The 24,252-nt window shown below is 43.5% G+C and carries 20 protein-coding genes, 7 tRNA genes and 1 pseudogene; 1 reads left to right on the top strand and 27 read right to left on the bottom strand.

Annotation, left to right across the window (positions count from 1 at the left end):
- Positions 1-167 precede the first annotated feature (167 nt).
- A complete protein-coding gene (locus DL92_RS0105885; RefSeq protein ID WP_026656779.1) occupies positions 168-1,526 on the top strand; it encodes an MATE family efflux transporter in 1,359 nt (452 codons plus the stop codon).
- A 487-nt stretch (positions 1,527-2,013) separates the two neighbouring features.
- Here the strand turns inward: DL92_RS0105885 and DL92_RS0105880 are convergent.
- The 27 genes and pseudogenes from DL92_RS0105880 to DL92_RS0105750 all read right to left on the bottom strand — a co-directional run.
- A tRNA-Lys gene (locus DL92_RS0105880) sits at positions 2,014-2,086 on the bottom strand.
- Positions 2,087-2,130: 44 nt separating this feature from the next.
- A tRNA-Gln gene (locus tag DL92_RS0105875) sits at positions 2,131-2,202 on the bottom strand.
- Positions 2,203-2,320: 118 nt separating this feature from the next.
- Positions 2,321-2,394, bottom strand: a tRNA-His gene (locus tag DL92_RS0105870).
- A gap of 10 nt (positions 2,395-2,404) precedes the next feature.
- Positions 2,405-2,478, bottom strand: a tRNA-Arg gene (locus DL92_RS0105865).
- Positions 2,479-2,624: 146 nt separating this feature from the next.
- A tRNA-Gly gene (locus DL92_RS0105860) sits at positions 2,625-2,695 on the bottom strand.
- 40 nt (positions 2,696-2,735) lie between these two features.
- Positions 2,736-2,810, bottom strand: a tRNA-Pro gene (locus tag DL92_RS0105855).
- Positions 2,811-2,929: 119 nt separating this feature from the next.
- Positions 2,930-3,409 (bottom strand): metallophosphoesterase family protein, encoded by a 480-nt coding sequence (locus DL92_RS0105850; protein WP_026656778.1) that lies wholly within the window; start codon positions 3,407-3,409, stop codon positions 2,930-2,932.
- Positions 3,410-3,490: 81 nt separating this feature from the next.
- Positions 3,491-4,111 (bottom strand): XTP/dITP diphosphatase, encoded by a 621-nt coding sequence (locus DL92_RS0105845; RefSeq protein WP_026667177.1) that lies wholly within the window; start codon positions 4,109-4,111, stop codon positions 3,491-3,493.
- Positions 4,108-5,166 carry an N-acetylmuramoyl-L-alanine amidase family protein gene (locus DL92_RS0105840; protein WP_026667176.1) on the bottom strand — a complete coding sequence of 353 codons (1,059 nt, stop codon included), beginning with the start codon at positions 5,164-5,166 and terminating at the stop codon, positions 4,108-4,110. Before DL92_RS0105840 ends, DL92_RS0105845 begins: the two co-directional genes overlap by 4 nt.
- 9 nt (positions 5,167-5,175) lie before the next feature.
- The gene (locus DL92_RS0105835) at positions 5,176-6,324 is read right to left on the bottom strand and encodes a THUMP domain-containing class I SAM-dependent RNA methyltransferase (protein WP_026667175.1); all 1,149 of its coding nucleotides are present in this window, start codon (positions 6,322-6,324) and stop codon (positions 5,176-5,178) included.
- Between the two features lie 60 nt (positions 6,325-6,384).
- Positions 6,385-6,458: transfer RNA gene (locus DL92_RS0105830), tRNA-Arg, on the bottom strand.
- Between the two features lie 67 nt (positions 6,459-6,525).
- A complete protein-coding gene (locus DL92_RS18390; RefSeq protein WP_034462165.1) occupies positions 6,526-7,665 on the bottom strand; it encodes an HD domain-containing phosphohydrolase in 1,140 nt (379 codons plus the stop codon).
- A gap of 27 nt (positions 7,666-7,692) precedes the next feature.
- Entirely contained in the window at positions 7,693-8,868 is a 1,176-nt protein-coding gene (locus tag DL92_RS0105820) for an acetyl-CoA C-acetyltransferase (protein ID WP_026656774.1), read from the bottom strand.
- A gap of 91 nt (positions 8,869-8,959) precedes the next feature.
- A complete protein-coding gene (locus DL92_RS0105815; RefSeq protein ID WP_026667174.1) occupies positions 8,960-9,679 on the bottom strand; it encodes an energy-coupling factor ABC transporter ATP-binding protein in 720 nt (239 codons plus the stop codon).
- Positions 9,680-9,724: 45 nt separating this feature from the next.
- Entirely contained in the window at positions 9,725-10,498 is a 774-nt protein-coding gene (cbiQ, locus tag DL92_RS0105810; RefSeq protein WP_026667173.1) for a cobalt ECF transporter T component CbiQ, read from the bottom strand.
- Positions 10,498-11,508, bottom strand: a complete 1,011-nt coding sequence (locus tag DL92_RS0105805) for an energy-coupling factor ABC transporter permease (RefSeq protein ID WP_026667172.1) — start codon at positions 11,506-11,508, stop codon at positions 10,498-10,500. The genes cbiQ and DL92_RS0105805 overlap by 1 nt, the downstream gene beginning before the upstream one ends.
- A 102-nt stretch (positions 11,509-11,610) precedes the next feature.
- Positions 11,611-12,657, bottom strand: coding sequence for an electron transfer flavoprotein subunit alpha/FixB family protein (locus DL92_RS0105800; protein WP_026656772.1), 1,047 nt, complete (start codon positions 12,655-12,657; stop codon positions 11,611-11,613).
- A gap of 25 nt (positions 12,658-12,682) precedes the next feature.
- Positions 12,683-13,474 carry an electron transfer flavoprotein subunit beta/FixA family protein gene (locus tag DL92_RS0105795; RefSeq protein ID WP_026514598.1) on the bottom strand — a complete coding sequence of 264 codons (792 nt, stop codon included), beginning with the start codon at positions 13,472-13,474 and terminating at the stop codon, positions 12,683-12,685.
- Positions 13,475-13,612: 138 nt separating this feature from the next.
- A complete protein-coding gene (locus tag DL92_RS0105790) occupies positions 13,613-14,773 on the bottom strand; it encodes an acyl-CoA dehydrogenase (protein ID WP_026656771.1) in 1,161 nt (386 codons plus the stop codon).
- 183 nt (positions 14,774-14,956) lie between these two features.
- Complete coding sequence (locus tag DL92_RS0105785; RefSeq protein WP_026656770.1) at positions 14,957-15,829, bottom strand: 3-hydroxyacyl-CoA dehydrogenase family protein; 873 nt, start codon at positions 15,827-15,829, stop codon at positions 14,957-14,959.
- A gap of 128 nt (positions 15,830-15,957) precedes the next feature.
- Positions 15,958-16,752, bottom strand: coding sequence for an enoyl-CoA hydratase-related protein (locus tag DL92_RS0105780; RefSeq protein WP_026656769.1), 795 nt, complete (start codon positions 16,750-16,752; stop codon positions 15,958-15,960).
- Between the two features lie 115 nt (positions 16,753-16,867).
- Positions 16,868-18,058 (bottom strand): acetyl-CoA C-acetyltransferase, encoded by a 1,191-nt coding sequence (locus tag DL92_RS0105775; protein WP_026667171.1) that lies wholly within the window; start codon positions 18,056-18,058, stop codon positions 16,868-16,870.
- Between the two features lie 199 nt (positions 18,059-18,257).
- The gene (locus DL92_RS0105770; RefSeq protein WP_026667170.1) at positions 18,258-20,372 is read right to left on the bottom strand and encodes a CotH kinase family protein; all 2,115 of its coding nucleotides are present in this window, start codon (positions 20,370-20,372) and stop codon (positions 18,258-18,260) included.
- Positions 20,369-20,899: a ribosome hibernation-promoting factor, HPF/YfiA family gene (gene hpf, locus DL92_RS0105765; RefSeq protein WP_026656764.1), complete on the bottom strand. Its 531-nt coding sequence runs from the start codon at positions 20,897-20,899 to the stop codon at positions 20,369-20,371. Before hpf ends, DL92_RS0105770 begins: the two co-directional genes overlap by 4 nt.
- 434 nt (positions 20,900-21,333) lie before the next feature.
- Positions 21,334-22,716 carry a C40 family peptidase gene (locus DL92_RS0105760; protein ID WP_026667169.1) on the bottom strand — a complete coding sequence of 461 codons (1,383 nt, stop codon included), beginning with the start codon at positions 22,714-22,716 and terminating at the stop codon, positions 21,334-21,336.
- 216 nt (positions 22,717-22,932) lie between these two features.
- Complete coding sequence (gene trxB / locus DL92_RS0105755; protein WP_026667168.1) at positions 22,933-23,859, bottom strand: thioredoxin-disulfide reductase; 927 nt, start codon at positions 23,857-23,859, stop codon at positions 22,933-22,935.
- Between the two features lie 116 nt (positions 23,860-23,975).
- Positions 23,976-24,252: pseudogene (locus DL92_RS0105750) on the bottom strand (group II intron reverse transcriptase/maturase); the annotation flags it as partial.

Raw genomic sequence — 24,252 nt, 5'->3', positions numbered from 1 at the left:
TCAACAGAAATGCTCACGTCTCATTGTTCTTTGTAATATTTTTTCCCAGCAAATATTACAGTTCTATGCTTCGGATGTACGATTTTATCTATATAATCACGATTTAATTATTTTACAACTCCTGCTATAATATCTGCTGTAAATATTTTTATGAGGGACTTTTTTCTATGAACAAAAAGATTGATAATTCGATCATTACAGGGCCTATTCTGGGAAGTATGCTTATGTACTTCCTTACTCTTCTTTTGGGCTCTTTTTTCCAGCAACTCTACAATATATCCGATACTCTGATAGTAGGTAACGTACTGGGTCCGGAGGGTCTTGCGTCCGTCGGTGGATCTTCCGCGATCATCGTAAATATCTTTGTGGGAATCTTTATGGGACTATCGTCCGGTGCAACGGTCATTATTGCGCAATTTTACGGTGCTAAGAGGCACGAAGAAGTGTCCAAGGCAGTTCATACCGCAATCGCTCTTGCAATCGTCGGTGGGCTTATTATTACGTATTTGGGGTATACCTTTTCAAGACGCATAATCATCCTTATGGATACAGCTCCCGATATCATAGATTCTTCCGTTACATATCTTCGCATATTCTTTATGGGAATGGTATTTAACTTTGTCTACAATATCGGAGCCGGCATATTAAGAGCTGTCGGTGATTCCAAGAGACCGCTCTATGTCTTGATCGTAAGCTGCTTTATAAATATCTTTCTCGATATTCTCTTTGTGGTTCATTTCAAGATGGGTGTTGCAGGTGCCGCTATCGCAACAATAATCTGTCAGTTTATAAGCGCCTGTATCATTATCTTTTTGCTTACTAAGGCAACCGATTCATATAAGCTTATACTCAGCAAGATACGCTTTGATGTGCTCATTTTACTTAAGATTATCAGCATCGGTTTTCCCGCTGCAATTCAGTCCACAATGTACACATTCTCAAACCTGCTCATACAGACATCTATAAACGGTTTCGGACTTAATTACATCGCAGCATGGGCAGCGTATGGAAAGCTTGATTCAATATTCTGGATGGGCATAAATTCGCTCGGAATCGCCGTTACAACGTTCTCAGGACAGAACTACGGTGCAGGAAAACTTGACAGGGTAAAAGAAAGCACAAAGTGCGCCTTTGGAATCGCGCTTTCGATCACGATTCCCATAACACTGATCTTCTACATCTGGGCTGCACAGCTGCTGTCATTCTTCACACCTGACAGTCCCGAGACAATTGCTATCGGTGTTCAGATGATGCACTTCCTTGCCCCGTTCTACTTCACATTCCTTGGTGTTGAGATTTTCTCAGGAACGCTTCGCGGAATGGGAACCGCTATTATTCCAATGATCATTACGCTCTGCGGAATCTGTGCTCTTCGAATCGTATGGATAAAGGGAGTATTTCCTTTCTACCCTCAGATTGAGACAATAGAAGCAAGCTACCCGATAACATGGATAACCACTACTATTCTGTTCCTATTCTATTACACGTATTACATGAAATTTAAAGCGACGGGCTTATCCCGTTGATAACTTGATCTATATATTGGACGCCCAGCATCTCTCGAGTGTGTTTCACTTTAATATAGGGCGTCCGACATCTCTTGATTTTATTCTTTACTATTATCAGTAACTTGGATTCAACATTTTTTGAATATTGCGCTGTTGAGCGAACAAATACCACACAGATTATTCTCTCGCTACCTGTACGGTGCTAAAGTCAAAATATGCACCACACAGATTATTCTCTTCACTACCTGTACGGTGCTGAAGCAAAAATATGCACCACACAGATTATTCTCTTCGTTACCTGTACGGTGCCAAAGTCAAAATATGCACCACACAGATTATTCTCTTCACTACCTGTACGGTGCTGAAGCAAAAATATGCACCACACAGATTGTTCTCTTTGCTCCCTGTACGGTGCACTTTACTTTCTAATACCATACACGTTTCAAAGTATGACACGCGTATAAAAAAGATCGCTCAAACGTACTGTTTAAGCGATCTTCAATAATGAGACATGGGGGATTCGAACCCCCGACAACTTGATTAAAAGTCAAGTGCTCTACCACCTGAGCTAATATCCCATGTAAATATTATGTAATTTTGCGACGAAACATCTCACCGCTAACTGGGCTAGCCGGATTCGAACCGTCGTATGCAGCAGTCAAAGTGCTGTGCCTTACCGCTTGGCGATAGCCCAAGATTGTAAGAGCTTAACGCTATACTCCGCTGTAGCAATTACAAAAGTTTGTTCCGAACTCACACTATGTGTTTGTCAGAACTAAGTAATACACAAAAGTAATTAAGTGATTACTTAGGGTGGCTAGAGGGACTCGAACCCTCGGTCTCCAGAACCACAATCTGGCGCGTTAACCAACTACGCTATAGCCACCATATAAAAATGTGCCCGAAGGGATTCGAACCCCCGACCCACGGCTTAGAAGGCCGTTGCTCTATCCAGCTGAGCTACGGACACATGTTTTAGAAGCAGTGCACTGATTTGCCGAACTTGACGTTAATAAAAAGGAACTTCCGCTCTCGCATTCGCTCGCCGGAAGACGTTCGAACTAGCTTCGGTAAAACCTCAGCAAGTTCTCTCAGCTCGCCAAGTGTTCTGCTCAAAGCGGGTGATGGGAATCGAACCCACGTATCTAGCTTGGAAGGCTAGTGTTCTACCATTGAACTACACCCGCACATATACAATATTCAGATAATGTTTAGCTTGTCCCCTGATCGGGGTGACAGGATTCGAACCTGCGACCCCCTGCTCCCAAAGCAGGTGCTCTAGCCAAGCTGAGCCACACCCCGTCTTGTTCGCATTAAGGTCTAAGCCGTAACGCGAGATTTATTATATAATAGTCTTTCGGGGCTTGTCAACACTATTTTTTCTTATTTTTTAAATATTTTTATGTTGCAAAATCCCGTATTTACAGGTATTTTATTTCATATTTTATATCATCTTTTTCGATGGTCAAAATGAGGTAACTTGGCCGTCTTCCTTCCTGTCTGGGATATGCGAGACTTCCGGGGTTGAAGATGTAAACACCGCCCATAGTTTTCGCAACAGGCTTGTGTGTATGTCCGTAAAAAATAAGCTCTGCGCCTCTCGAAATTCCTTCACTTCGAAGATTCTCAAGATCCATACTCACAAGATACTGATGTCCGTGCGTAAGAAACGCCTTATGCCCGTCAAGTGTAAATGTCAGCTCTCTTCCAAGCGATGAAAAGAAGTCGTTATTTCCCGCAACAAAGTACACGGGACAATCGGCAGCCAGCGCAAATTTCCCTTCAGAGCCTTCAAAATCTCCGCAGTGGATTATTCCGTCAACCGCTCCTTCTATGTCAAGAACTTTATAAAAGTTGTCATCTCTCCCGTGAGTATCACTCACCACCAAATATCTGTGCATCAATCAGTCTCCCGTACCAAATATGTATAGCGCATTATTCGAAATAACAGGAAATCATCCTATCCTGCCATCAAATGACAATTACGCCAACTCTTCTTTCAGAAGTTTAGCCATCTCTCTGAGCGCTTTTCCTCTGTGACTAATTGCATTCTTTTCATCCGCCGATATCTCAGCACTTGTCTTCTTGTATTCGGGAAGATAAAAGATCGGATCGTAACCAAAACCGTTTGCTCCGGCAATCTCGTAGCCTATTATGCCTTCCATTGTTCCGACTGTAGAAAGTTTTTTTCCGTCAGGGAGAACAGCTGAAATGGCACATACAAATCTCGCGGTACGCTCGCTGTCGGGAACTCCGTTTAATCTCTCTATGAGATTGTTGTTCTTCTCGGTATATGATGTTTCTTTTCCCATATATCTTGCCGAATATACACCCGGCTCGCCGTTTAGATAGTCAATCTCAAGTCCCGAATCATCAGCAAGAACTATCGTCTCTTCCGCTTCTTTCGGGAACTTATCCTTAATGATCTGTGCAATCGCAGATGCCTTGATCATTGAGTTTTCCGCAAACGTCTTACCGTTTTCTTCCACGTCTTCAAAAACGCCTGCTTCTTTCATCGAGATGATCTCTATATTCAGAGTATCCAAAATCTCGCGTATTTCCTTCAATTTGTCGTTATTTCCGGTTGCAAATACTATTCTCATTCCATCTCCTTATAGCCGTCTAAAATCGCCTGATAGATGCCCTCAGCGGCCTTTTGCCTGTAAGAGCCCGTAGCAAGCTTCTCCGCATCCTTATTTCCCGTCAGATATCCCAATGAAATCTTGGCGGAAGGAACTCCGGAGTTTTTGATAAGAGCCTCGCTCTCGTCACATTCATATATTCCAAGCGCCGTGTTTCCCGTATTGTCCGCGCAGCTACGCTCCACAATATCGGCAAATCTCACGTTGCTAAGATCTCTTATAAAATAAGTTCCGTTGTAATATGTTTCTATTCCGTTGTTGTCTTTGTCTTCAGAATCTGACGTAGCTATCTTGACAGCCATATCGGCGCAAGATTCTTTGATCAGCAGCTCTTTACTCTCATCCGAAATATCGGTATCCGTCATATGGGTAAAAAAGAACTTTACCTTGTTCTCCACATCTTTTTCCGCTATACTGCGAAGTCTCTGCGCAACATCAAGCGTGACCTCATTTTCGGACAGACCTGCTGCCGACAAAATTCCGCCAAACGTCGTGTTTATCTCAGGATCGATAAGGACAACTTTGTCATATCTTTCCTTTGGTTTAAAAAACTCGACCTCAATCGTACTGTGATCGGTAAGCGCGCTCTCATTTGCATAAAAGCCGTCAAGTTTAAAATCAAGGCACACTCTGCCCGCATCGTTTTCTGTATGGCAAACGGCGCTCTCCAGAATATCGTTATCCGAAACAATCGCATTGTCGCCGTAAAACCCCTCTTCTCTACAGTCAACGTAGATAAGAAGTTCATGGTCGGAATACCTGTCTTCAAGCTTGATATCCTCAGAACTTACGCTCTTTGCAAGAGGAATGATAAGTTTCATCTTTCCGTCTTCCGGCTCTCCTTTTTGGATCAGCAGGTCAAAAGATTTCCCCGAATTAACACTACTCACGGGCATTTCTGCGGCATCCGTTATAAGTATATGTTTGGTTGCGGATCTGTGAAGCATAAGCGTGATAGAAACAACACCGAATACTGCTGTCAGAACCGCTGCTTTTCTCATTTCCTCTTTTTTCATGACAATGGCTCACTCGCTTCTTCTTGGAGGCTTGGGTCCCATAAACTGATAAAAGTAAGTCTTGATCATTCCGTTATAAATTTTTCTGTTCTTATCAGCTTTTTTGCCTATATATTTTTCAGCCTGCTCATAGCCTGTTATAAGGTACATCGACCACGCGTCAAGGCTCTTGTATCTTTCTCCTATTGTCTTGTAAAGCTGCGGAAGGATTTCTTTTTCACCGATTCTCTCACCGTACGGAGGGTTTGTGATAATAAATCCGTATTTCTTCCTGTGGCTTAAATCCGCTATATCTCTGGCCTGGAAGTGGATCATGTTCTCAACACCCGCTTTTTTGGCGTTGATCCTTGCAATCTCAACCATCTCGGGCTCAAGATCGTAGCCCTGAATATCGACATCAATATCTGTGATTATCTCTTCCTGAGCCTCTTCTCTTACATCCTTCCAGTTCTGAGGTGTAATAAGATGTGTCCAGCTCTCCGCGGTAAAGTTCCTGTTCATTCCGGGAGCTATATTTGCCGCCATCATCGCAGCTTCAATAGGGATAGTTCCGCTTCCGCAAAAAGGATCCACAAGTATTCTGCTGCCATTCCAAGGTGTCAGCATAATAAGCGCAGCCGCAAGATTCTCGGCGATAGGTGCCTTGGATTCAAGCTTTCTGTAGCCTCTTTTGTGAAGGGAATCACCTGTCGTATCAAGCGCCACAGTGACTTCGTCCTTCATGATAAAAACTCTGATCGGATAGCTCTCCGCATCCTCCTTAAACCAGTCTGTGTGATAACTGAGTTTAAGCTTTTCAACTATAGCTTTTTTAGTAATTGATTGAATATCTGAAGGGCTAAAGAGTTTGCTCTTAACGCTTGATGCTTTTTTTACCCAGAACTTTCCTCGCTCGGGGATAAACTCTTCCCAAGGAAGTTCCTTGACTCCCTGGTACAGCTCTTCGAAAGACTCTGCGCGGAATGCTCCTACTTTTATGAGTATTCTCTCCGCAGTTCTAAGACCAATATTGGCACGGCATACTGCATCCGCATCGCCCGCGAAAGTTATCCTGCCGTCCGAGACCTCAGTTATATCGTAGCCAAGATCTATTATTTCTTTTTTGAGTACCGCCTCCAGGCCAAAGTGGCAAGGGGCTATTAATTCCATCTTTTTCATACCAAATTAGTATACCAAAAAGAAAAAAGCGTATCAATCCGATACGCTTTTAAGTAGTAATGTGAGTGACAAGATTCGAACTCGCGACCTTCTGGTCCGTAGCCAGACGCTCTATCCAGCTGAGCTACACTCACATAGTGTCGCCTGCGGCAACAAACTATATTATATGTACCGCAGGCGTCTTTGTCAATAATATTTTTTTCAACTTCCGTAAGGCGAATAGCTGTTTTTCTCTGCCGCTTCGGCGGCTTTGGTCTGAGCAACAAGCTTTTCCATATCGGGTCTCGCAAATTCGAAACAAGCAAGAAGCTTGGGTGAGAACACACCGCATTCGCCGTCCTTGATCATCTCATAGGCTTTATCCACAGGGTATGCGGATTTGTATACACGATCGCTCACAAGCGCGTCATATACGTCTGCAATGGCTGTGAGCTGAGCTCCTATAGAGTTCTCTTCGCCCTTGAGTCCGTCGGGATAGCCTCTTCCATCATATCTTTCGTGGTGGTGTCTGCAGATATCAAGGCATGCTTCATAGTATTCTTTATCCTGAATATCTTTGAGCTTCTCGATTATCTCGCACCCTCTTGTCGTGTGAGACTTCATTACTTCAAACTCTTCCGAAGTAAGTCTTCCGGGTTTAAGAAGGATTGAATCGGGAACCGAGATCTTACCTACATCATGCATGGCGGAAGCCTGTGTTATTACCTCTATCATGTGAGGTGTAAGACCGAGCTCCGGATAATTGTTCATCGCCGTAAGAGCAAGTATTCGCACGAATCCTTTTATTCTCTTAAGGTGATAGCCCGATTCCATATTTCTGAACTCAATGATCGTTGCTATTGTATCTATGACTTTTTCGTTACTGTAACGAAGTTTTTCTTCCTGTTTCTTAAGGTAGATGAACTGCTTTTTCAAGACTCTCGTCTGATCGTCCACCTTGGTCTCAAGATTGTTCTTATGATCGTATAACTCAATCGCTTTCGAAACGCGCCTGTCTACGATGACAGGATCGAAAGGCTTATGGATCACATCCGCCGCGCCTTTCTCATAGCTGGTCCTTTCTGCCTCGGTAGACGTATCCGCAGTGATCATGAGCACGGGAATTTTCTCGTTTAAGTTATCCTGGCTTACCATAGATTCCAGAACAGCATAACCGTCCATTCCCGGCATGATAACATCAAGCAATATGGCAGCAAGCTTTGAGCGCTCCTGATTGATAAGTCTCACAGCTTCACTTCCGTCACTCGCCTCTATGATGTTGTACTTATCTTTAAAAATCTCTGCAAGGATACCTCTGTTAATGTCATTATCATCAACAAGCATAATTGAACGATCAGCCATCAAAAGCCTCCATGAGTTTTAAGTCATTTATCGCTCTACAATTGCAGCGCAGCCCATTCCACCGCCAACACAAAGAGTTGCAAGTCCCTTATGAACATCTCTTCTCTGCATCTCATACAGAAGTGAAACAAGAATTCTGTTTCCGGAGCATCCAACGGGATGTCCGAGTGCAATTGCTCCACCGTTTACGTTAAGTACATCTTTGCTGAATCCGAGGTCATGCTGAACAGCCACTGACTGTGCGGCAAAAGCCTCATTTGCTTCGATAAGATCAAAATCACCGATTGAATATCCGGCTTTTTTCATAACTTTCTGAGTTGCTGCTACAGGTCCGATTCCCATGATGCTGGGCTCTACACCTGCAAGCTCTCCGGCAATCCATGTTCCGAGAGGCTTAACACCAAGCTCTTTTGCCTTCTCTTCACTCATAACGATTATTGCCGATGCGGCATCGTTGATTCCTGAAGAATTCGCTGCTGTAACCACGCCGTCTTTCTTGAATGCGGGCTTAAGATGTGCGATACCCTCTGCTGTAACGCCCTTTCTTGGACCTTCGTCCGTGTCAAAAATGATTGTCTCTTTCTTTTTCTTTATCTCTACAGGAACGATCTCTTCCTTGAATTTTCCGTCTGCGATTGCTTTCTCAGCCTTGTTCTGAGACCATGCTGCAAACTCATCAAGCTGCTCTCTTGTAAGATGCCACTGTTCTGCGATATTCTCAGCTGTGATACCCATGTGATATCCGCCAAAAGCATCTGTAAGTGCGTCTTTAATCATAGCATCCTGAAGTTCTCCGGATCCCATACGATATCCGTATCTTCCCTGCTGCATAAGATAAGGAGCCATCGACATGTTCTCCATTCCGCCTGCTACGATGATATCAGCATCTCCCATTCCGATAAGTTTTGCTGCAAGGTTAACGCAGTGAAGACCCGATCCGCACAATACGTTGATTGTTGTAGCGGGAACCTCAACAGGAATACCTGCGTTTAATGCTGCCTGTCTTGCGGGATTCTGCCCAAGTCCTGCCTGGATAACACATCCCATATATACTTCATCAACCTGTTCAGGTTTAACTCCTGCACGGTTAAGTGCCTCTTTGATAACAATAGTTCCAAGTGCCGGAGCAGGTGTTGTGCTAAGTGCTCCCCCCATTGTTCCGATTGCTGTTCTGCATGCTCCTGCAAGTACTACTTTTCTCATGTGTCTACCTCCAAAATATACACTGTATCAATTATTATTTTATCACTTTAATGATAAGCTCTCAACGCATTAATGTATACACTTTTTCTCATTAAAGTCCATGTTCCTCTAACAGCTTTTCGTCTCCGAGAACATCTTCCGTTCTTCCGTCGGCAACTATTGTTCCCTCGTCCAAAAGAATCGTTCTCTCACAGGTATTTCTCACAAAATCAAGGTCGTGCGAAGCTATGATCTTAAGCCCGCCGATTCCCGTGAGCACCTTGATAAGATTTTTCCTGTTCCTCGGATCCAAGGCTATCGAAGGTTCATCCATAATTATTATATCGGGTTTCATCGAAAGAATCGTTGCTATCGCCGCAAGTTTTTTTTCACCGCCCGACAATTTGTATGTCTTATTATTTCTAAGCCGCTCTATTCCCACAAGTCTAAGCGCCTCTGATACCCTTTCTTCAACTTCTTTCTCAGAAAGCCCGTAGTTACGAGGGCCGAATGCCACATCGTCTTCGACCGTTGACAAAAAGAGCTGGCTGTCCGAATCCTGAAAAACATAGCCGATATGCTCTCTTATATGGTCGAGATTTTTTTTGCACATCTTATGTCCCGCAACGGTTATGTCACCCGTGTAGTTCATATACAGCCCGACCATGAGCTTCATTAGCGTCGATTTGCCGATTCCGTTCGCACCGACAAGCGCGATACTCTCACCGTAGCATGCCTTAAAAGAAATGTCTTTTAAGACCACATTGTCTTTTTCATACGAAAAGCTCAAGTTCTCTATATTCAAAAGTTCACCGTTTACTCCGGTTTTCATAACGCACCTCACTCAAACCATTTTTACCCATCATATTCACAAAGCTTATGCGCCAAACACATGAAACCTTATGAGCAAAAGAACTGTTGCCCAGACAAGCGGATATATCACATCAAGTTTTTTTACCCCCTTTTTCTTAGGGATAAAATCGCCCCTAAATCCGCGAAGGAGCATACTCTCATATACAATCTGCGCCTTGTCCATGCTGCGAAGAAGCCACTGTCCGACCAGAGTGCCCCAGGATCTGTATTCAATGCCTTTTTGCCCCGGCGCCCTTAACCTGTACGCAGTGTATATCCTGTCCGCTTCGCCCGCCATAACATCAATATATCTGTATATCAGCATTATGACAATAACGATTATCTTGGGCACCTTGATGCTCCTAAGCGCGTAACAGATATCATCTATGGAAGTCGTCGCAACAAGAGCATAGACCGCAAACACCGTGTACAGTCCTTTGATGACAAGCGTGACCATTGATACTATCCCGCCGCGCACCGCAAAGCCCGCGACCGGCACGCTGCTTTTGTCAAAAAAAGGATTGAACACTCCCACAAACATTACAAGCGGCAAGATCAGTCTCATTCTGTAGATTCCCTCTTTTACCGAGAGTTCGCCAATGATAAAGGTAAAGATAACGTACACCGACATAAGAATAAGCGTGACCAAATCGTACTTTCCAACCGACGTCACCAAAAAAATGTACATAATGCTAATAAGCAGCTTTCCCAAAGGATGAAGGTTATTCATCCAATGAGAACGCTGCTGAATGTCTTGTAGTCTGTTCAGTTCTAAGATTTTTTTCTCAATACTGTCCATTAAGCTGTCTGAGTCTCAGTCTTTCTTCTAAAGAATCTGAATGCATAGCAGCAAGCTGCTGAAAGTCCGGCAACGATAAGCGCTCCGACAATTCCCGAAAAGCTTGTTCCCGCTGCCGCTTCGCTGTCGGGGAATGCATAATCGGGCAAAAGAGATGTCGTCTCTTGGATTGCTTCCGCTGTCTCGTAAGCCTGTCCCTGAGCTTCAAGCTCTGTTGTTCCTGCAACCTGCTCCATGGACCACTCAAGTCCGTCAGGGAATGCAGATGCAAAAAGTGAAACAACGCCGCCGCAAAGTGCTGCTGCTACCGCTATCGTAATGATTGTTTTCTTAAATGAAAGCTTAGCATCCCTTTTCTCTGTGCTCTCGCCGATTCCCCAGAGAAGTTCAGGTCTTGCTTCATGTATAAATATAAGAACCGCAGATGTGATAAGCCCTTCCACGAATCCTATTGCAAGGTGGATTGGCTGCATTGTTGCAACAAAAGTCGAAAAAGGAAGTTCAGTGATTCCCGATATCAATGTCTCCATAGTAACCGAGAATGCTCCAAGCTGCAATGTCAGAACACATCCAAGTATCGATGCAAGTGCAATTTTTATTTTCGTAGCGCCTTTCTTCATGATGGGACGCCATATCAAAAGAGATCCGATAAAGCACCCGTAGAACGCCATATTCCAGATATTACATCCAAGCGCCATCAGTCCGCCGTCTGCAAACAACAGGCACTGAACCAGCAGCACTCCTATCATTGTAAGAAATCCCGCGAATGGTCCGAGCATCGCTGAGAGCATCATACCTCCGCAAAGATGTCCCGATGAACCTGTACCGGGGATTGTGAAATTAAGCATCTGTGTAGCAAATACGAATGCTCCCATAACTCCCATTACCGGGATCTTGGATTCATCACTTTCCTCTCTTACCTTCTTTACAGAAACTCCGGCTGCTCCTGTAGATAATACATACATCGTTCCGGCAACCGCCGGAGCAACCAATGCGTCCGCCATATGCATAGCCATATCCTCCAATACTGTTATTTTTTTAACACCATAAATGAGTATACGGCAGAATAAAAACGCTCCACAAGCCCCCTAGGGGGTTCGTGGAGCACTTTTTTACTTGTTTGCAAGAGCTTCCTTAATCTTCTTTGTGAGTACAGGAAGGATCTTGTTAAGATCTCCTACTACACCGTAATCAGCTACGTCAAAGATAGGAGCATTCTCATCTTTGTTGATAGCGATGATGATGTCTGACTCTTCCATACCTGCAACGTGCTGGATAGCACCTGAAATACCAATTGCAAAGTAAAGTGCGGGACGAACAGTCTTACCTGTCTGTCCAACCTGAAGATCCTTGGGCTTCCAGCCTGAATCTACAACGGCACGTGAACATGATACTGTTCCGTTAAGAACCTCTGCAAGGTCATCAAGAAGCTTGAAGTTCTCTGCAGAACCAACTCCACGACCACCTGATACGAGGATCTTAGCAGCCTGGATATCAGCTACGCTTGTAGCTTCCTTTACGATCTTAACGATCTCTGTATAGCAATTGTTCTCTTCGAATCCGGGATTGAATTCAACAACTTCTGCCTTAGCACCCTTGATAGGATCAATCTTCTGCATAACGCCCGGACGTACTGTAGCCATCTGAGGACGGAAGTCAGGACATGCGATTGTAGCGATTGTGTTTCCACCGAATGCAGGACGTGTCATAAGAAGCTGTTTGTGCTTCTGCTCCTGATTCGGAACAGGATTGATCGGGAAATCACCGATCTCAAGACTTGTACAGTCAGCTGTAAGTCCTGTATGTACTCTTGATGATACTCTGGGACCAAGATCTCTACCGATTGCTGTAGCACCAACAAGGAGGATCTCAGGCTTGAACTCATCGATAACAGATGCAAGAGCGTGTGTGTAAGGCTCTGTTCTGTAATCCTTAAGAGCAGGATCGTCAACAACGATAACTCTGTCAGCACCGTACTGTGCAAGCTCGTCAACAAGACCCTTTACTCCACTTCCAAGTAATACTGCAGTAACTTTCTTCTCATCAAGATCTTCTGCAAGATTCTTTGCTTTGCCCAGAAGCTCAAGTGCAATGCTTGAAATTTCATTGTCAACCTGCTGAGCAAAGATAAATACACCTTTATATTCTTCTAAAGACATGACGCTTCTCCTTTTCCTATGTTAATTAAACGATATGCTTCTCTACAAGCTTACCCATCAGATATTCAACTGCTTCATCAGCAGAGTCAAGAACAACCTTCTCTCCCTGACCCTTCTTAACCTTGTCAGAAGCCTTTGCAATCTGTGTAGGTGATCCCTTAAGTCCAAGGTTAGAATCATCAACGTCCTTAAGATCTGCTCTGCCCCAAACTGTTACTTCCTTCTCGAAAGCATCGAAAATTCCGCCGGGAGTCATATATCTGGGCTCGTTGAGCTCTGAAAGAGCAGTTACAAGGCAAGGCATCTTAGCCTTTACAATGTGATATCTGTCTTCGAACTGTCTCTTAACTTCTACAGTCTTAGCCTTCTCATCAACTTTGATCTCTTCTGCGTAAGAGATAACAGGAAGGTTAAGGTGCTCAGAGATCTGAGGTCCAACCTGAGCTGTATCTCCATCGATAGCCTGACGGCCTGTGATGATGAGATCATACTCAAGGTTTCTGATAGCACCTGCGATAGTTGAAGATGTTGCCCATGTGTCAGCACCGCCGAGTACTCTGTCTGTTACAAGGATTCCCTTGTCAGCGCCCATAGCAAATGCTTCTCTAAGTACAGCCTCAGCCTTGGGAAGTCCCATTGTAAGAACTGTAACCTCTGCGCCGTACTGATCTTTTAATCTAAGTGCTGCTTCAAGTCCTGCCTTATCATCAGGGTTCATGATTGCAAGCATAGCACCTCTATCCAATGTTCCATCGGGTTTGAATTTAACGCCGCCCTTTGTATCGGGAACCTGCTTAACGCAAACTACAATTTTCATTATTTTTTCTCCTTATTTATTTTGTCACAATACCATATCAAGGAAGTTATACCTCGTTTTCACTCGGTATAACACGTTCGAACCAGACTCAAAAACACTTCGTCAGGTTCTCACAGCCGATAATACCTCACCAAGTGATTACTTAAGTAAATCGCCAGAGATAACCATTCTCTGAACTTCTGATGTTCCTTCGTAGATCTCAGTGATCTTAGCATCACGCATCATGCGCTCAACTTCGTACTCTCTGATATATCCGTAACCACCGTGAAGCTGTACAGCCTTTGTTGTAACATCCATAGCAACTTCAGCAGCATAAAGCTTAGCCTTAGCAGCTTCTACGCCGTAGTAAGACTTATTCTTCTTTGCATCAGCTGCCTGATATACAAGAAGTCTTGCAGCTTCGCACTGTGTAGCCATGTTAGCAAGCTGGAACTGTGTGTTCTGGAAAGCGCCGATTGATCTGCCGAACTGCTTTCTCTCCTTAACGTACTCAACTGTTCTGTCAAGTGCGCCTTCAGCAATACCAAGAGCCTGAGCAGCGATACCGATACGTCCGCCGTCAAGAGTGTGCATTGCGATAGGGAATCCTTTTCCGCGAGCACCAAGAAGGTTCTCTGCAGGAATATGGCAATCCTGGAAGATAAGCTCGTATGTAGAAGAACCACGGATACCCATCTTGTTCTCTTTTGTTCCGAATGTGAATCCGGGAGTTCCCTTCTCAACGATGAATGCTGAGAACTTCTTCTGCTTTCTTCCCTTCTTATCTTCTACGATATCTGTGTAAGCGATGATGATGTAAACATCAGCAACCTCACCGTTTGTGATAAAGCACTTAGAACCGTTAAGGATCCACTCTTTACCATCTTCTGTAAGAACAGCCTTAGTCTGAACACCCTGAGCATCTGTTCCTGCCATGGGCTCTGTAAGACCGAAAGCACCAAGTTTCTCACCCTTTGCAAGGGGAACAAGGTACTTCTGCTTCTGCTCTTCTGTACCATATGTCATGATAGGGTCACAGCAAAGTGATGTGTGAGCTGATACGATAACTGCTGTAGTACCGCATACTTTAGCAAGCTCCTCTACACACATAGCGTATGTAAGGGGATCACATCCCTGTCCGCCGTACTCCTTGGGAATCGGAATACCCATGAAACCGAATTTCTGCATTTTCTTTACAGTTTCGATAGGGAATTCCTCTGTCTCATCAACGTCTATTGCATGTGGCTTAACTTCTTTTTCTGCGAATTCTTTGAAAAGAGCTCTCGCCATTTCATGTTGCTGATCAAGCTGAAAATCCATTATAATTTCCTCCAAATTTTTTCTTTAAATAATAATTATTTTTCATAATGAGGTTCTGCTCTCGTGCTTACAAAAGCAGAGGTTCTGCTCTCATACTTAAAAAGCAGAGGTTCTGCTCTCGTGCTTCGCACTCGCCAGAACAATAATACTCACTAGCTTCGAAAAAACCTCAGCAAGTGATTATTATTTATCAGTAGGAACCTTGTTTCCGTCTGCATAGTTGTAGAAGCCGATTCCTGTCTTAACACCGAGCTGCTTACCACGAACCATCTTACGAAGAAGAGGGCAAGCACGATACTTAGAATCGCCTGTCTCTGAGTAAAGAACATCCATGATAGCAAGAACGATATCAAGTCCGATGTAGTCACCAAGCTCAAGGGGTCCCATAGGATGGTTACATCCAAGCTTCATAGCTGTGTCGATACCCTGGATATCTGAAACACCTTCTGAATATACGAAGATACCTTCGTTGATCATAGGAACAAGAATTCTGTTAACAACGAATCCTGCTGCCTCGTTAACCTGTACAGGAGTCTTTCCGAGATCCTCAGAAATCTTCTTGATCTTATCAACCATATCTGCAGGTGTGTTTGCACCCTGGATAACTTCAACAAGCTTCATAACAGGAGCGGGATTGAAGAAGTGCATACCGATGATAGGCTTTGTAAGTCCCGATCCGATCTCTGTGATTGAAAGCGATGATGTGTTTGATGCAAAGATGCAATCAGGATTCTTAACGATGTTATCCTGAAGCTCTTTGAAAAGGTTCTTCTTGATATCCATAACCTCAAGAGCAGCCTCAACTACAAGATCAGCATCAGCACAGATGTCGTTAAGACCTGTCTGAATCTTTCCTGTGATCTTGTCAGCCTCTTCCTGAGTCTTCTTTCCCTTAGCAACCTGCTTATCAAGTCCCTTCTTGATCTTAGCAAATCCGCCTTCTGCAAACTCAGTCTTGATATCGCAAAGATATACTTTCTCTACGCTCTCAGCCTGAGCAAAAGTCTGAGCAATTCCTGAGCCCATTGTACCTGCGCCAATAACAGCTACTTTCATTATAAAATCCTCCTATATATAAATTATTATGTGTATATACTATTTCCCTATCGGAAGTTCCGCTCTCGCTTCGCTCGCCGGAACAAAGTAGTACACTAGGCTCGATAAAACCTCGCCAAGTGATTACTTTATGCATTTTTAAAATCTACAACTTTAACCTTCTTCGGATCGTCTTTCTTTCTGAGGAAGTTAGCCATTCCCTCTTTCTGATCCTCTGTCTCGAAGCAAGAACCAAAGAGCTTCTCTTCGATTACAAGTGCAGCATCAATGTCTGTCTGAAGTCCATCGTTGATAGCCTTCTTGCAAGCACGAACAGCGATAGGTGCATTTGCAGCGATCTGTGATGCCATCTTCTCAGCAGCTGCAAGGAGCTCTTCCTGAGGATATACGGCATTAACAAGACCGATTCTGTAAGCCTCGTCTGCCTTGATGTTACGTGCTGTGTAGATAAGCTGCTTAGCCATTCCTGCACCGATAAGACGTGCAAGTCTCTGTGTTCCGCCAAATCCGGGTGTGATTCCGAGACCAACCTCAGGCTGACCAAACATAGCGTTCTCTGAGCAGATACGAATATCACAGCTCATTGAAATCTCGCATCCGCCGCCAAGAGCGAATCCGTTAACTGCAGCGATAACAGGAAGCGGGAACTCTTCGATCTTACGGAATACGTCGTTACCTTTCTTACCGAAAGCTTCACCCTCAGCCTTTGTGAGTGTGCTCATCTCTCCGATATCGGCACCTGCAACAAAAGACTTTTCGCCTGCACCTGTAAGAACAACAGCTCTTACAACATTAACGTCGATGCTGTCAAAAGCAGCATTAAGGTCATCAAGTACCTGTGAGTTAAGTGCATTGAGTGCTTCAGGACGATTGATTGTAATAACAGCGATCTTGTCTTTAACTTCGCAATTTACAAAACTCATGTCTTTATCTCCTTTGAATATTCAATTTATATTTTTTCGTGATATACGCGGGCATCAAATGTATAACGACTGCTCTGTGCAAGCACAGCAGTCGTCACACATTTTCTTCCCTATATTACTCGTACTTTTCAACTATTGTAGCGCAACCCATTCCGCCACCGATGCAAAGAGTTGCAAGACCCTTCTTAGCATCTGCTCTTCTGCCCATCTCGTGAAGAAGAGTTACAAGGATACGGCATCCTGAAGCTCCTACGGGATGTCCGAGTGCGATAGCGCCACCGTTTACATTAACCTTGTTCATATCGAATCCAAGGTCCTTAGCTACTGCAACAGACTGTGCTGCAAATGCCTCGTTAGCCTCGATAAGATCGATATTGTCAAGTGAAAGTCCTGTCTTCTTAAGAACTTTGTTTGTAGCTGCAACAGGTCCGATACCCATAACCTCGGGCTCAACACCTGCAAGTGCTCCGCCAACCCATGTAGCCATAGGCTTGATTCCGAGCTCTTTAGCCTTCTCTTCGCTCATAACAACGATTGCTGCTGCACCGTCGTTGATACCTGAAGCGTTACCTGCTGTTACAAGTCCGCCTTCCTTACCTGAGCAGCACTTAAGCTTTGAAAGTGACTCAGCTGTTGTGCCGGCACGAGGGCCCTCATCAACCTTGAAGTCTACCATTTCTTTTTTAACCTTAACGGGAACGGGAACGATCTCGTCGTTGAACTTGCCTTCAGCCATAGCCTTCTCGCACTTCTGCTGAGAATTTGCTGAAAATGCGTCAAGCTCTTCTCTTGTAAGGTTCCATCTGTCGCAGATATTCTCTGCTGTTATCATCATGTGATAGTGATTGAATGCATCTGTAAGAGCATCGTTTACCATTGTATCTACAACTGTTCCGTTGTTCATACGATATCCGAAACGTGCATTGGGAAGTGCGTAAGGAGCCATAGACATGTTCTCCATTCCGCCTGCTACTACTATATCAGCCTCACCTGCCTTGATAAGGTCAGCTGCCATATTGACACAGTTAAGACCCGATCCGCAAACTACGTTAAGAGTTACAGCAGGAGTCTCGATAGGAAGTCCGGCTTTGATTGAAGCCTGTCTTGCTACGTTCTGTCCAAGACCTGCCTGGATTACGCAACCCATAAGAACTTCATCAACCTGTTCAGGCTTAACACCTGCACGGTTAAGTGCTTCCTTGATAACTATAGAACCAAGCTCTGCTGCCGGTGTGCCGCTGAGTGCTCCACCCATCTTGCCGATAGCTGTTCTACACGCGCCCGCTAATACTACTTTCTGTGCCATAACGTATTACCTCCATTTTTTGAAAAAATTATCTGTCCGTTATTCGATTTTTCTTAATAAAACCTTTGATTGACAAATTTTTGTCAGAACAGGTTTATTGTAGCATACCCCCTTGTCAAATGCAATAAAAAGAAACTTCCCACAAACGTTTTTATTTAGCAAATTGCCAAACCGTCGCAGGAAGTTTCCTTCATGATTTTTAATTCTCTTTTATATCTTTTTCAAGCATTTTAAGGACATATTCTTTTCGGTTTTTAAAAAATGAGTCAAGCGCCGCAAGATCTTTCTCATACTCCTTTTCAGAGTATCCGTCCTCTTCAAACCTTCTTATCGTCTCGATGTTCTGCTCGCGGTATATCTTGTCCCACTCAGCAAGCTTCTTACTCAGATGCTCGTAGGACAGCTCATTCTCAGTAAGCTCAACCATCCTGTTGTAAAAGAGCTCCTTAAATCCAGGTCTTTCATAGAAAAATCCCGGCATAAACATCTTTTCATCAAGTTCCCTGTAATATGAAACCGTATCCGCTTCCACATCCTCACAGGTAATATCAAGATCGTACGCAGCAAAGCGCCACTTGCCGTCACCGTAATCGCCGTATCCCGGCTCTTTTGACCTAAACATAAATCTGTTATGCTCGCCGTCGATGTCGGTATCGTTAAAGAATAAGAGCATGCAATAATAATCGATCATATTGTCTATATCAATCTCGCTCTCAACTTGCGAATAAACCGCATCATCACTCATATCGCCATTCATCATCACATCATACAGCGCCTTGTAATTCTCATCCGTCTCCGGATCTCCGCACTCGACTGCGCTGTTTTTCTCAGTCCATAACATATCTTTCGGAATGCCGTAGCGCTCGGCAAAATAGTTATCATCGTACTGTTCTCTGAGATTGTAAATTCCCCAATACTCGCCGTTTATAAAGACAACTTCAGGGACGGAATTCTGGAAAGGAATTCCCGTTTCTCCTATCACGGACTGAATGAACGGCTCCTGATATATTATCCTGCCATCGCCTTTTCGAAGTCGCACTTTCTTTTCATTGTTACAGACAAAACTCTTAGCAAAGTTCTTTTGCCCATCATAAATATCTCTCGCAAACAGGTTGAGCGCTTTCTGATACACGAACCTCGTCGACTCGCCCGATATCCTGACACCTATATCCTGGGAAAAGAAATCCTTATGAGCGGAATCAAACGCAGTCATATGCGCTTTTCTCTCCCACTCTTTTCCCGAGAACTCCGAATTAGTGAAGTAACTTCTATAATACACTTCTCCGTTATCATCCGTGAAACTTCCCGGAACTTCGTCTTCAGGCAAATCCGTAAATCCCCCGAGTTCCTTGTACTCATCATATTTCTTGCCCAGAGTATAGATTCCTCTGTCATGGTCAAAAAGATCCGCAGGGTCAAAGACAAGGGACATTATCTGTTTATCCTTGTATTTTTCCTTCTTATCATATCCGACAAAATACGTGTGCGTCACAACTTTGCTCTTCTTGCCCGTAAGCTTATTTATCGCCACGGCACTGATCACATTCGCCTTGTCAATCTTGTAGCCGGGCGGATTGTAGGTCGGGTACATTATCTCATTCGAATACACATTTTCTTTTGCGGACGCGTCGGTAAGAGTAATCTCGCCCTTGTATTTCTGTGAATTCTCATCGGGAACACTTCCGTCGTCGGTGTAAAAAATATTCACCCACGGCGAAGACGAGATCTTTAATTTGGTTCCCTCGTCATAGAATCCGTCTTCTATAGAAAAAACAGGTCCTTCGATATAAGAATTATCAATATGGGAAGCACCGCCGTTTGTCTCTCCGGGAGTTGCCGAAAGAGATGCGAACTTACCTTTACCGTCTTCTTCCCTAGAATAAGTCACATCATAGGAAAGTCTCGGAAGAGTCACGGCATCAAGCATATTGCCGTCCTCATCACTTAGATAGATCGTTTCTCCGTCTTTGCTAATGCCAAAGCCGTTCTCCGCATCTTTGGAGATGCTTGCCACAAAAAATCCGTTTGCAGGAATCGCCTCTTCTATTCTGAATTTCTTCAGGTCCTTTCTACTATCGGAAATATATAATCCTGAAACTTCCGAACCGGACATGTTGTAGAGCTCCACATAATCCGTGTACTCTCCGGCATCATTTCTGTATGCGCCGAAATTATCCGCACACACTTCATTTATAACGACCGTTCTGCTGTCTTTTACAAGCCCGCAACAAAAAAGGGTTGCTGCGCTGACAGCCAGCAACCCTGTAAATACTATGGTATATTTAGTTTTGCCAAAAAAGAATTCTCGTATCATACTTCAGGCTCTATCAATCCGTATGTATTTCCCTTTCTCTTATAAACTACATTAACCATGTCTGTTTCTGCATTAACAAATACAAAGAAGTTGTGTCCCAAAAGTTCCATCTGAACGCATGCGTCTTCTGCATACATAGGCTTGGGATCGAATTTCTTGATCCTCTCGATGCGGATAGTCTCCTCATCCATGTAATCAGCCTCAAGATATTCTTTCTTGAAGTTGCTGACTTCAGCCTGCTGCTTATCAACGATCTTACTTCTGTATTTCTTAAGTTGTCTCTCAATAACCTCCTCTACCAAGTCAATCGATACATACATGTCATTGCTGACCTGCTCTGCACGGATAATTTTGCCCTTAACGGGAATGGTAACCTCGATCTTATGTCTATCCTTATCAACGCTGAGGGTAACATTGGCATCTGTATCAGAGGTGAAATACTTCTCGAGTTTTCCGATCTTCTCTTCTACCGCTGCCTTAAGTCCGGGTGTTACATCAATGTTCTTGCCTACAATAGTAAATTTCATGCAATCATCCCCTTTGCTTCGACCCGTGTAATGTTTCATCAATATTAAGATTTGACGCTCACTGCACCTTGGCCGTTATTTATATATGTACAGTATACCATTTTGAGCCCGATAAGTACATTTTATAAGCGAAAATTGACCCACCTCTTTTGAAATTTTCGCTTTTTTTGTGAATGATGCACAAAATTATTTCATGATTTTTAACGTGGAAAAATCAATTAATCCTTCATATTTTCGTGGATAATGTGGATAACTTCGTGTATAAGTCCATTTTTTAGACAATTTTTCTCACATCCTGTGGATAACTTATTAATCTTTTGTTCTCAAAAAATAATCTTTTTGTTATTGACTTTTGTTATTATGTGCACTTTATTGAAAACATGAACAAGGAGCTGAATAATCAGCTCCTTGCTAAAGTCTAATTCAATATTCAATTACAAGATTCTTCTTACTGCGAGTACCTTACGGTAATCAGCGTTAGAAATCTTAATACCTGTCTTAGCTGTTGAAGCATGTACAATCTGTCCGCCACCAATATAGATAGCAACGTGACCTGAGTAGCATACGATATCACCGGGCTGTGCATTTGCAAGTCCATCGACTGCAGCTCCCTGAGTTCTATCTGCAGATGAACTGTGAGGAAGACTTACACCGAAGTTCTGATATACACTCATTACGAAACCTGAGCAGTCAGCACCGTTTGTCAAACTTGTTCCGCCGTAAACATAAGGGTTACCAACGAACTGTTTAGCGAACTCTGCAACCGCAGATCCGATTGAGCTTGTCTCTGTTGTATAAGAAGCAGCTGACTTATAGTCCTTACCTACAGCCTTATCGGATGTATTCTTACTAGCAGCTTTCTTATTGGCATCAGTCTTAGCTTTTTCTTCTGCGAGACGTTTCTTCTCAGCGTCATTAGATTCAGCCACTTTATAATCGAGCCAAGGTTTAACGTATTCAGCACAAATGTATACGTCACCTTCCTCCATACTTATCTTATACCATTTCTGGCCTGAGCTGTCTTCTTCTTCAGCAAGAATAATAACCTGTTCATCAGGAGCAACATAACCCATTACGTCAGCATCTGTGCCGGGTTCTTTTCTGGTCTTAAGAACACCTTCCTGTGTATTAACAGTACCCATCTGGGTAGCAACATCTTCTGCATACTCGGCAGCTTCCTGGCCAACGATACAGTACTGAGCCTTAACCCAACCTGTTACATCGCCTGATTTAATCTTATACCAGCCGTCTTTTTCCTCTAAAAGAGTACCAAGGGCTTTATTAGGCAGTTTACCAATTTTTTCAGTGTTAGTTTCACTCGGGTTATCACGAATGTTTACATAACCTTCAACTTTGGCAACTACGAAATTGTCAACATTCTGTTTTTCTGAATCATCCTGGGATTGTTCATCACTACCTGACTCGTCTCCGCTTGCGGATCCGGTCGCATTCAAAATATCACGCAGAAGACTTCCTGTAATATTTGAAGCATTTGGTGTCGCATCGGTAACGGCAGAACTTAATTCGATCTTATCAGCAACAGATTTGCTGATAGTTGAAGAATCCCCATGACTCCCCGACTTCCCCGATTTCTTGCTCGATCCTTTACCTGAACTACTCTCTTCTTCGTCGATACTGTTCTGAAGAGTTGAAAGTGATACTTGATTATCCCCTAGAGCGTATGTAAAACCTGCCTGAGGCAAAACGCTCGTTACTCTCCTTGAAGGTGCAGCATGTACTAAAACACTATTCATGTTGGAAATTGTTATTGCAGCTACAACACTAGCGGTCATAATCTGTTTAGCAGTTTTTTTCAAAAGAAACCTCCGGTTTGTTACATTTTTGTTACGCATATACAAATATACGCTATTTGCTTCCGTTTGTCAACTTTTGCAACACGTTCACCAAAATTTCAATATTCCCAGAGTATTACTGAAAAAAATATACAACAAACAAATTTTGACCAAATTTTTTGTATATATTTTTCACAAAAAATTCGTATTCCGGTTATTATTAGGATATAACGCATTTATTTACACTATAAGATAATCTTGTGCCGCAGTTACGGCATTTGCACCATCTGCCACCGAAGTAACAATTTGACGAAGCCTCTTCTTCCTGCAATCCCCCGCAGCAAAGATTCCGGGTACATTTGTTGCACAATCTTCTCCGGCAATCACATATCCGGTTTCGTCACATTCGACAATATCTGCAAAGATTTCTGTAGACGGATGTATACCGATTGCCACAAAAATACCGTCAACATTAAGGTCAGAGACTTTATTTTCTTTAATATTCTTAACTCTTAAATTTGCAACTTTGCCCTCTCCCTGTATTTCCTGAACTACGCTGTCCCAGATAACTTCTACATTCGGAAGGCCAAAGAGCTCATCCTGCAAGATCTTCGCAGCACGAAGCTCGTCTCTTCTGTGAATGAGATAAACTTTCTCACAGAACCTTGCAAGGAATATCGCATCTTCAACAGCTACGTCTCCGCCACCGTTAACCGCAGCTACCTTTCCCTTATAAAAAGCCCCGTCGCAAGTTGCACAATATGAAACTCCCTTTCCGATATATTCCTCTTCTCCGGGAATCCCGAGCTTGGAATGATGTGCACCTGCAGCTATAAGAACTGTGCGCGTCTCATAGCTCTCATTCTCTGTATTTACTTTAAATATAGGTTTTCCTTTTTCATCCGTAGAACTCTTCTCGATTCCCGTAACTATTCCGTCAGCAAATTCCGCACCCAACTTATCGGCATGCTCCCTGAATTTCATTGCAAGATCAAATCCGTTAACACCGGGAATTCCAAGATAATTGTCCACTTCATAAGTGTCGATTATCTGTCCTCCGCTCACAGGATTTTTTTCTATAACAAGCATATTAAGTCCGGCTCTCTTTGCATATACCGCAGCCGAAAGCCCTGCAGGGCCGGAACCGATTATTATAATATCAAACATTTGTATTTCCTCCTAAACTATAAAACTCAAAAGCACTCCTCTATAATCGAGTAGAAGGCGGTGACTAACCGCCGTCCTCTCACAGCACCGTACGTACCGTTCGGTATACGGCGCTTTCAATAGTTGACGTGCACAGACTGATAGGCTGTGGCTAAATCAAAGAAGCCACTGTTTATCAGTCTTTCTTTATTTAACGCCCAAATCACAGCCTTATTGTTACTAACGTACCAATACTTCCTGCGACTGTTCGCAATAGTTGCCGCATAGTGTTCTGGAATTCCGAGCTTTACGAGATTTCTAAATTTAGTCCTCGGTAGTTTCCATTGCTTCCATATACACATGCGAATTCTGTGATAGAGCCATCCGTTGATGTCATCTATGTTGTTCTTCATA

This window comes from Butyrivibrio sp. AE2005 (assembly GCF_000686965.1).
In the GTDB taxonomy this organism is placed as follows: Bacteria; Bacillota; Clostridia; order Lachnospirales; family Lachnospiraceae; genus Butyrivibrio; species Butyrivibrio hungatei_A.
This window is presented reverse-complemented; position numbering and strand designations above follow the sequence as displayed.

What these genes read in the sequence shown, in the direction of transcription:
- DL92_RS0105885 (WP_026656779.1), top strand. Translation starts at nt 168, where the DNA reads ATGAACAAAAAGATTGATAATTCGATCATTACAGGGCCTATTCTGGGA.
- DL92_RS0105850 (WP_026656778.1), bottom strand. Translation starts at nt 3,409, where the DNA reads ATGCACAGATATTTGGTGGTGAGTGATACTCACGGGAGAGATGACAAC.
- DL92_RS0105845 (WP_026667177.1), bottom strand. Translation starts at nt 4,111, where the DNA reads ATGAGAATAGTATTTGCAACCGGAAATAACGACAAATTGAAGGAAATA.
- DL92_RS0105840 (WP_026667176.1), bottom strand. Translation starts at nt 5,166, where the DNA reads ATGAAAAAAGAGGAAATGAGAAAAGCAGCGGTTCTGACAGCAGTATTC.
- DL92_RS0105835 (WP_026667175.1), bottom strand. Translation starts at nt 6,324, where the DNA reads ATGAAAAAGATGGAATTAATAGCCCCTTGCCACTTTGGCCTGGAGGCG.
- DL92_RS18390 (WP_034462165.1), bottom strand. Translation starts at nt 7,665, where the DNA reads ATGGCTGATCGTTCAATTATGCTTGTTGATGATAATGACATTAACAGA.
- DL92_RS0105820 (WP_026656774.1), bottom strand. Translation starts at nt 8,868, where the DNA reads ATGAGAAAAGTAGTACTTGCAGGAGCATGCAGAACAGCAATCGGAACA.
- DL92_RS0105815 (WP_026667174.1), bottom strand. Translation starts at nt 9,679, where the DNA reads ATGAAAACCGGAGTAAACGGTGAACTTTTGAATATAGAGAACTTGAGC.
- cbiQ (WP_026667173.1), bottom strand. Translation starts at nt 10,498, where the DNA reads ATGGACAGTATTGAGAAAAAAATCTTAGAACTGAACAGACTACAAGAC.
- DL92_RS0105805 (WP_026667172.1), bottom strand. Translation starts at nt 11,508, where the DNA reads ATGCATATGGCGGACGCATTGGTTGCTCCGGCGGTTGCCGGAACGATG.
- DL92_RS0105800 (WP_026656772.1), bottom strand. Translation starts at nt 12,657, where the DNA reads ATGTCTTTAGAAGAATATAAAGGTGTATTTATCTTTGCTCAGCAGGTT.
- DL92_RS0105795 (WP_026514598.1), bottom strand. Translation starts at nt 13,474, where the DNA reads ATGAAAATTGTAGTTTGCGTTAAGCAGGTTCCCGATACAAAGGGCGGC.
- DL92_RS0105790 (WP_026656771.1), bottom strand. Translation starts at nt 14,773, where the DNA reads ATGGATTTTCAGCTTGATCAGCAACATGAAATGGCGAGAGCTCTTTTC.
- DL92_RS0105785 (WP_026656770.1), bottom strand. Translation starts at nt 15,829, where the DNA reads ATGAAAGTAGCTGTTATTGGCGCAGGTACAATGGGCTCAGGAATTGCT.
- DL92_RS0105780 (WP_026656769.1), bottom strand. Translation starts at nt 16,752, where the DNA reads ATGAGTTTTGTAAATTGCGAAGTTAAAGACAAGATCGCTGTTATTACA.
- DL92_RS0105775 (WP_026667171.1), bottom strand. Translation starts at nt 18,058, where the DNA reads ATGGCACAGAAAGTAGTATTAGCGGGCGCGTGTAGAACAGCTATCGGC.
- DL92_RS0105770 (WP_026667170.1), bottom strand. Translation starts at nt 20,372, where the DNA reads ATGATACGAGAATTCTTTTTTGGCAAAACTAAATATACCATAGTATTT.
- hpf (WP_026656764.1), bottom strand. Translation starts at nt 20,899, where the DNA reads ATGAAATTTACTATTGTAGGCAAGAACATTGATGTAACACCCGGACTT.
- trxB (WP_026667168.1), bottom strand. Translation starts at nt 23,859, where the DNA reads ATGTTTGATATTATAATAATCGGTTCCGGCCCTGCAGGGCTTTCGGCT.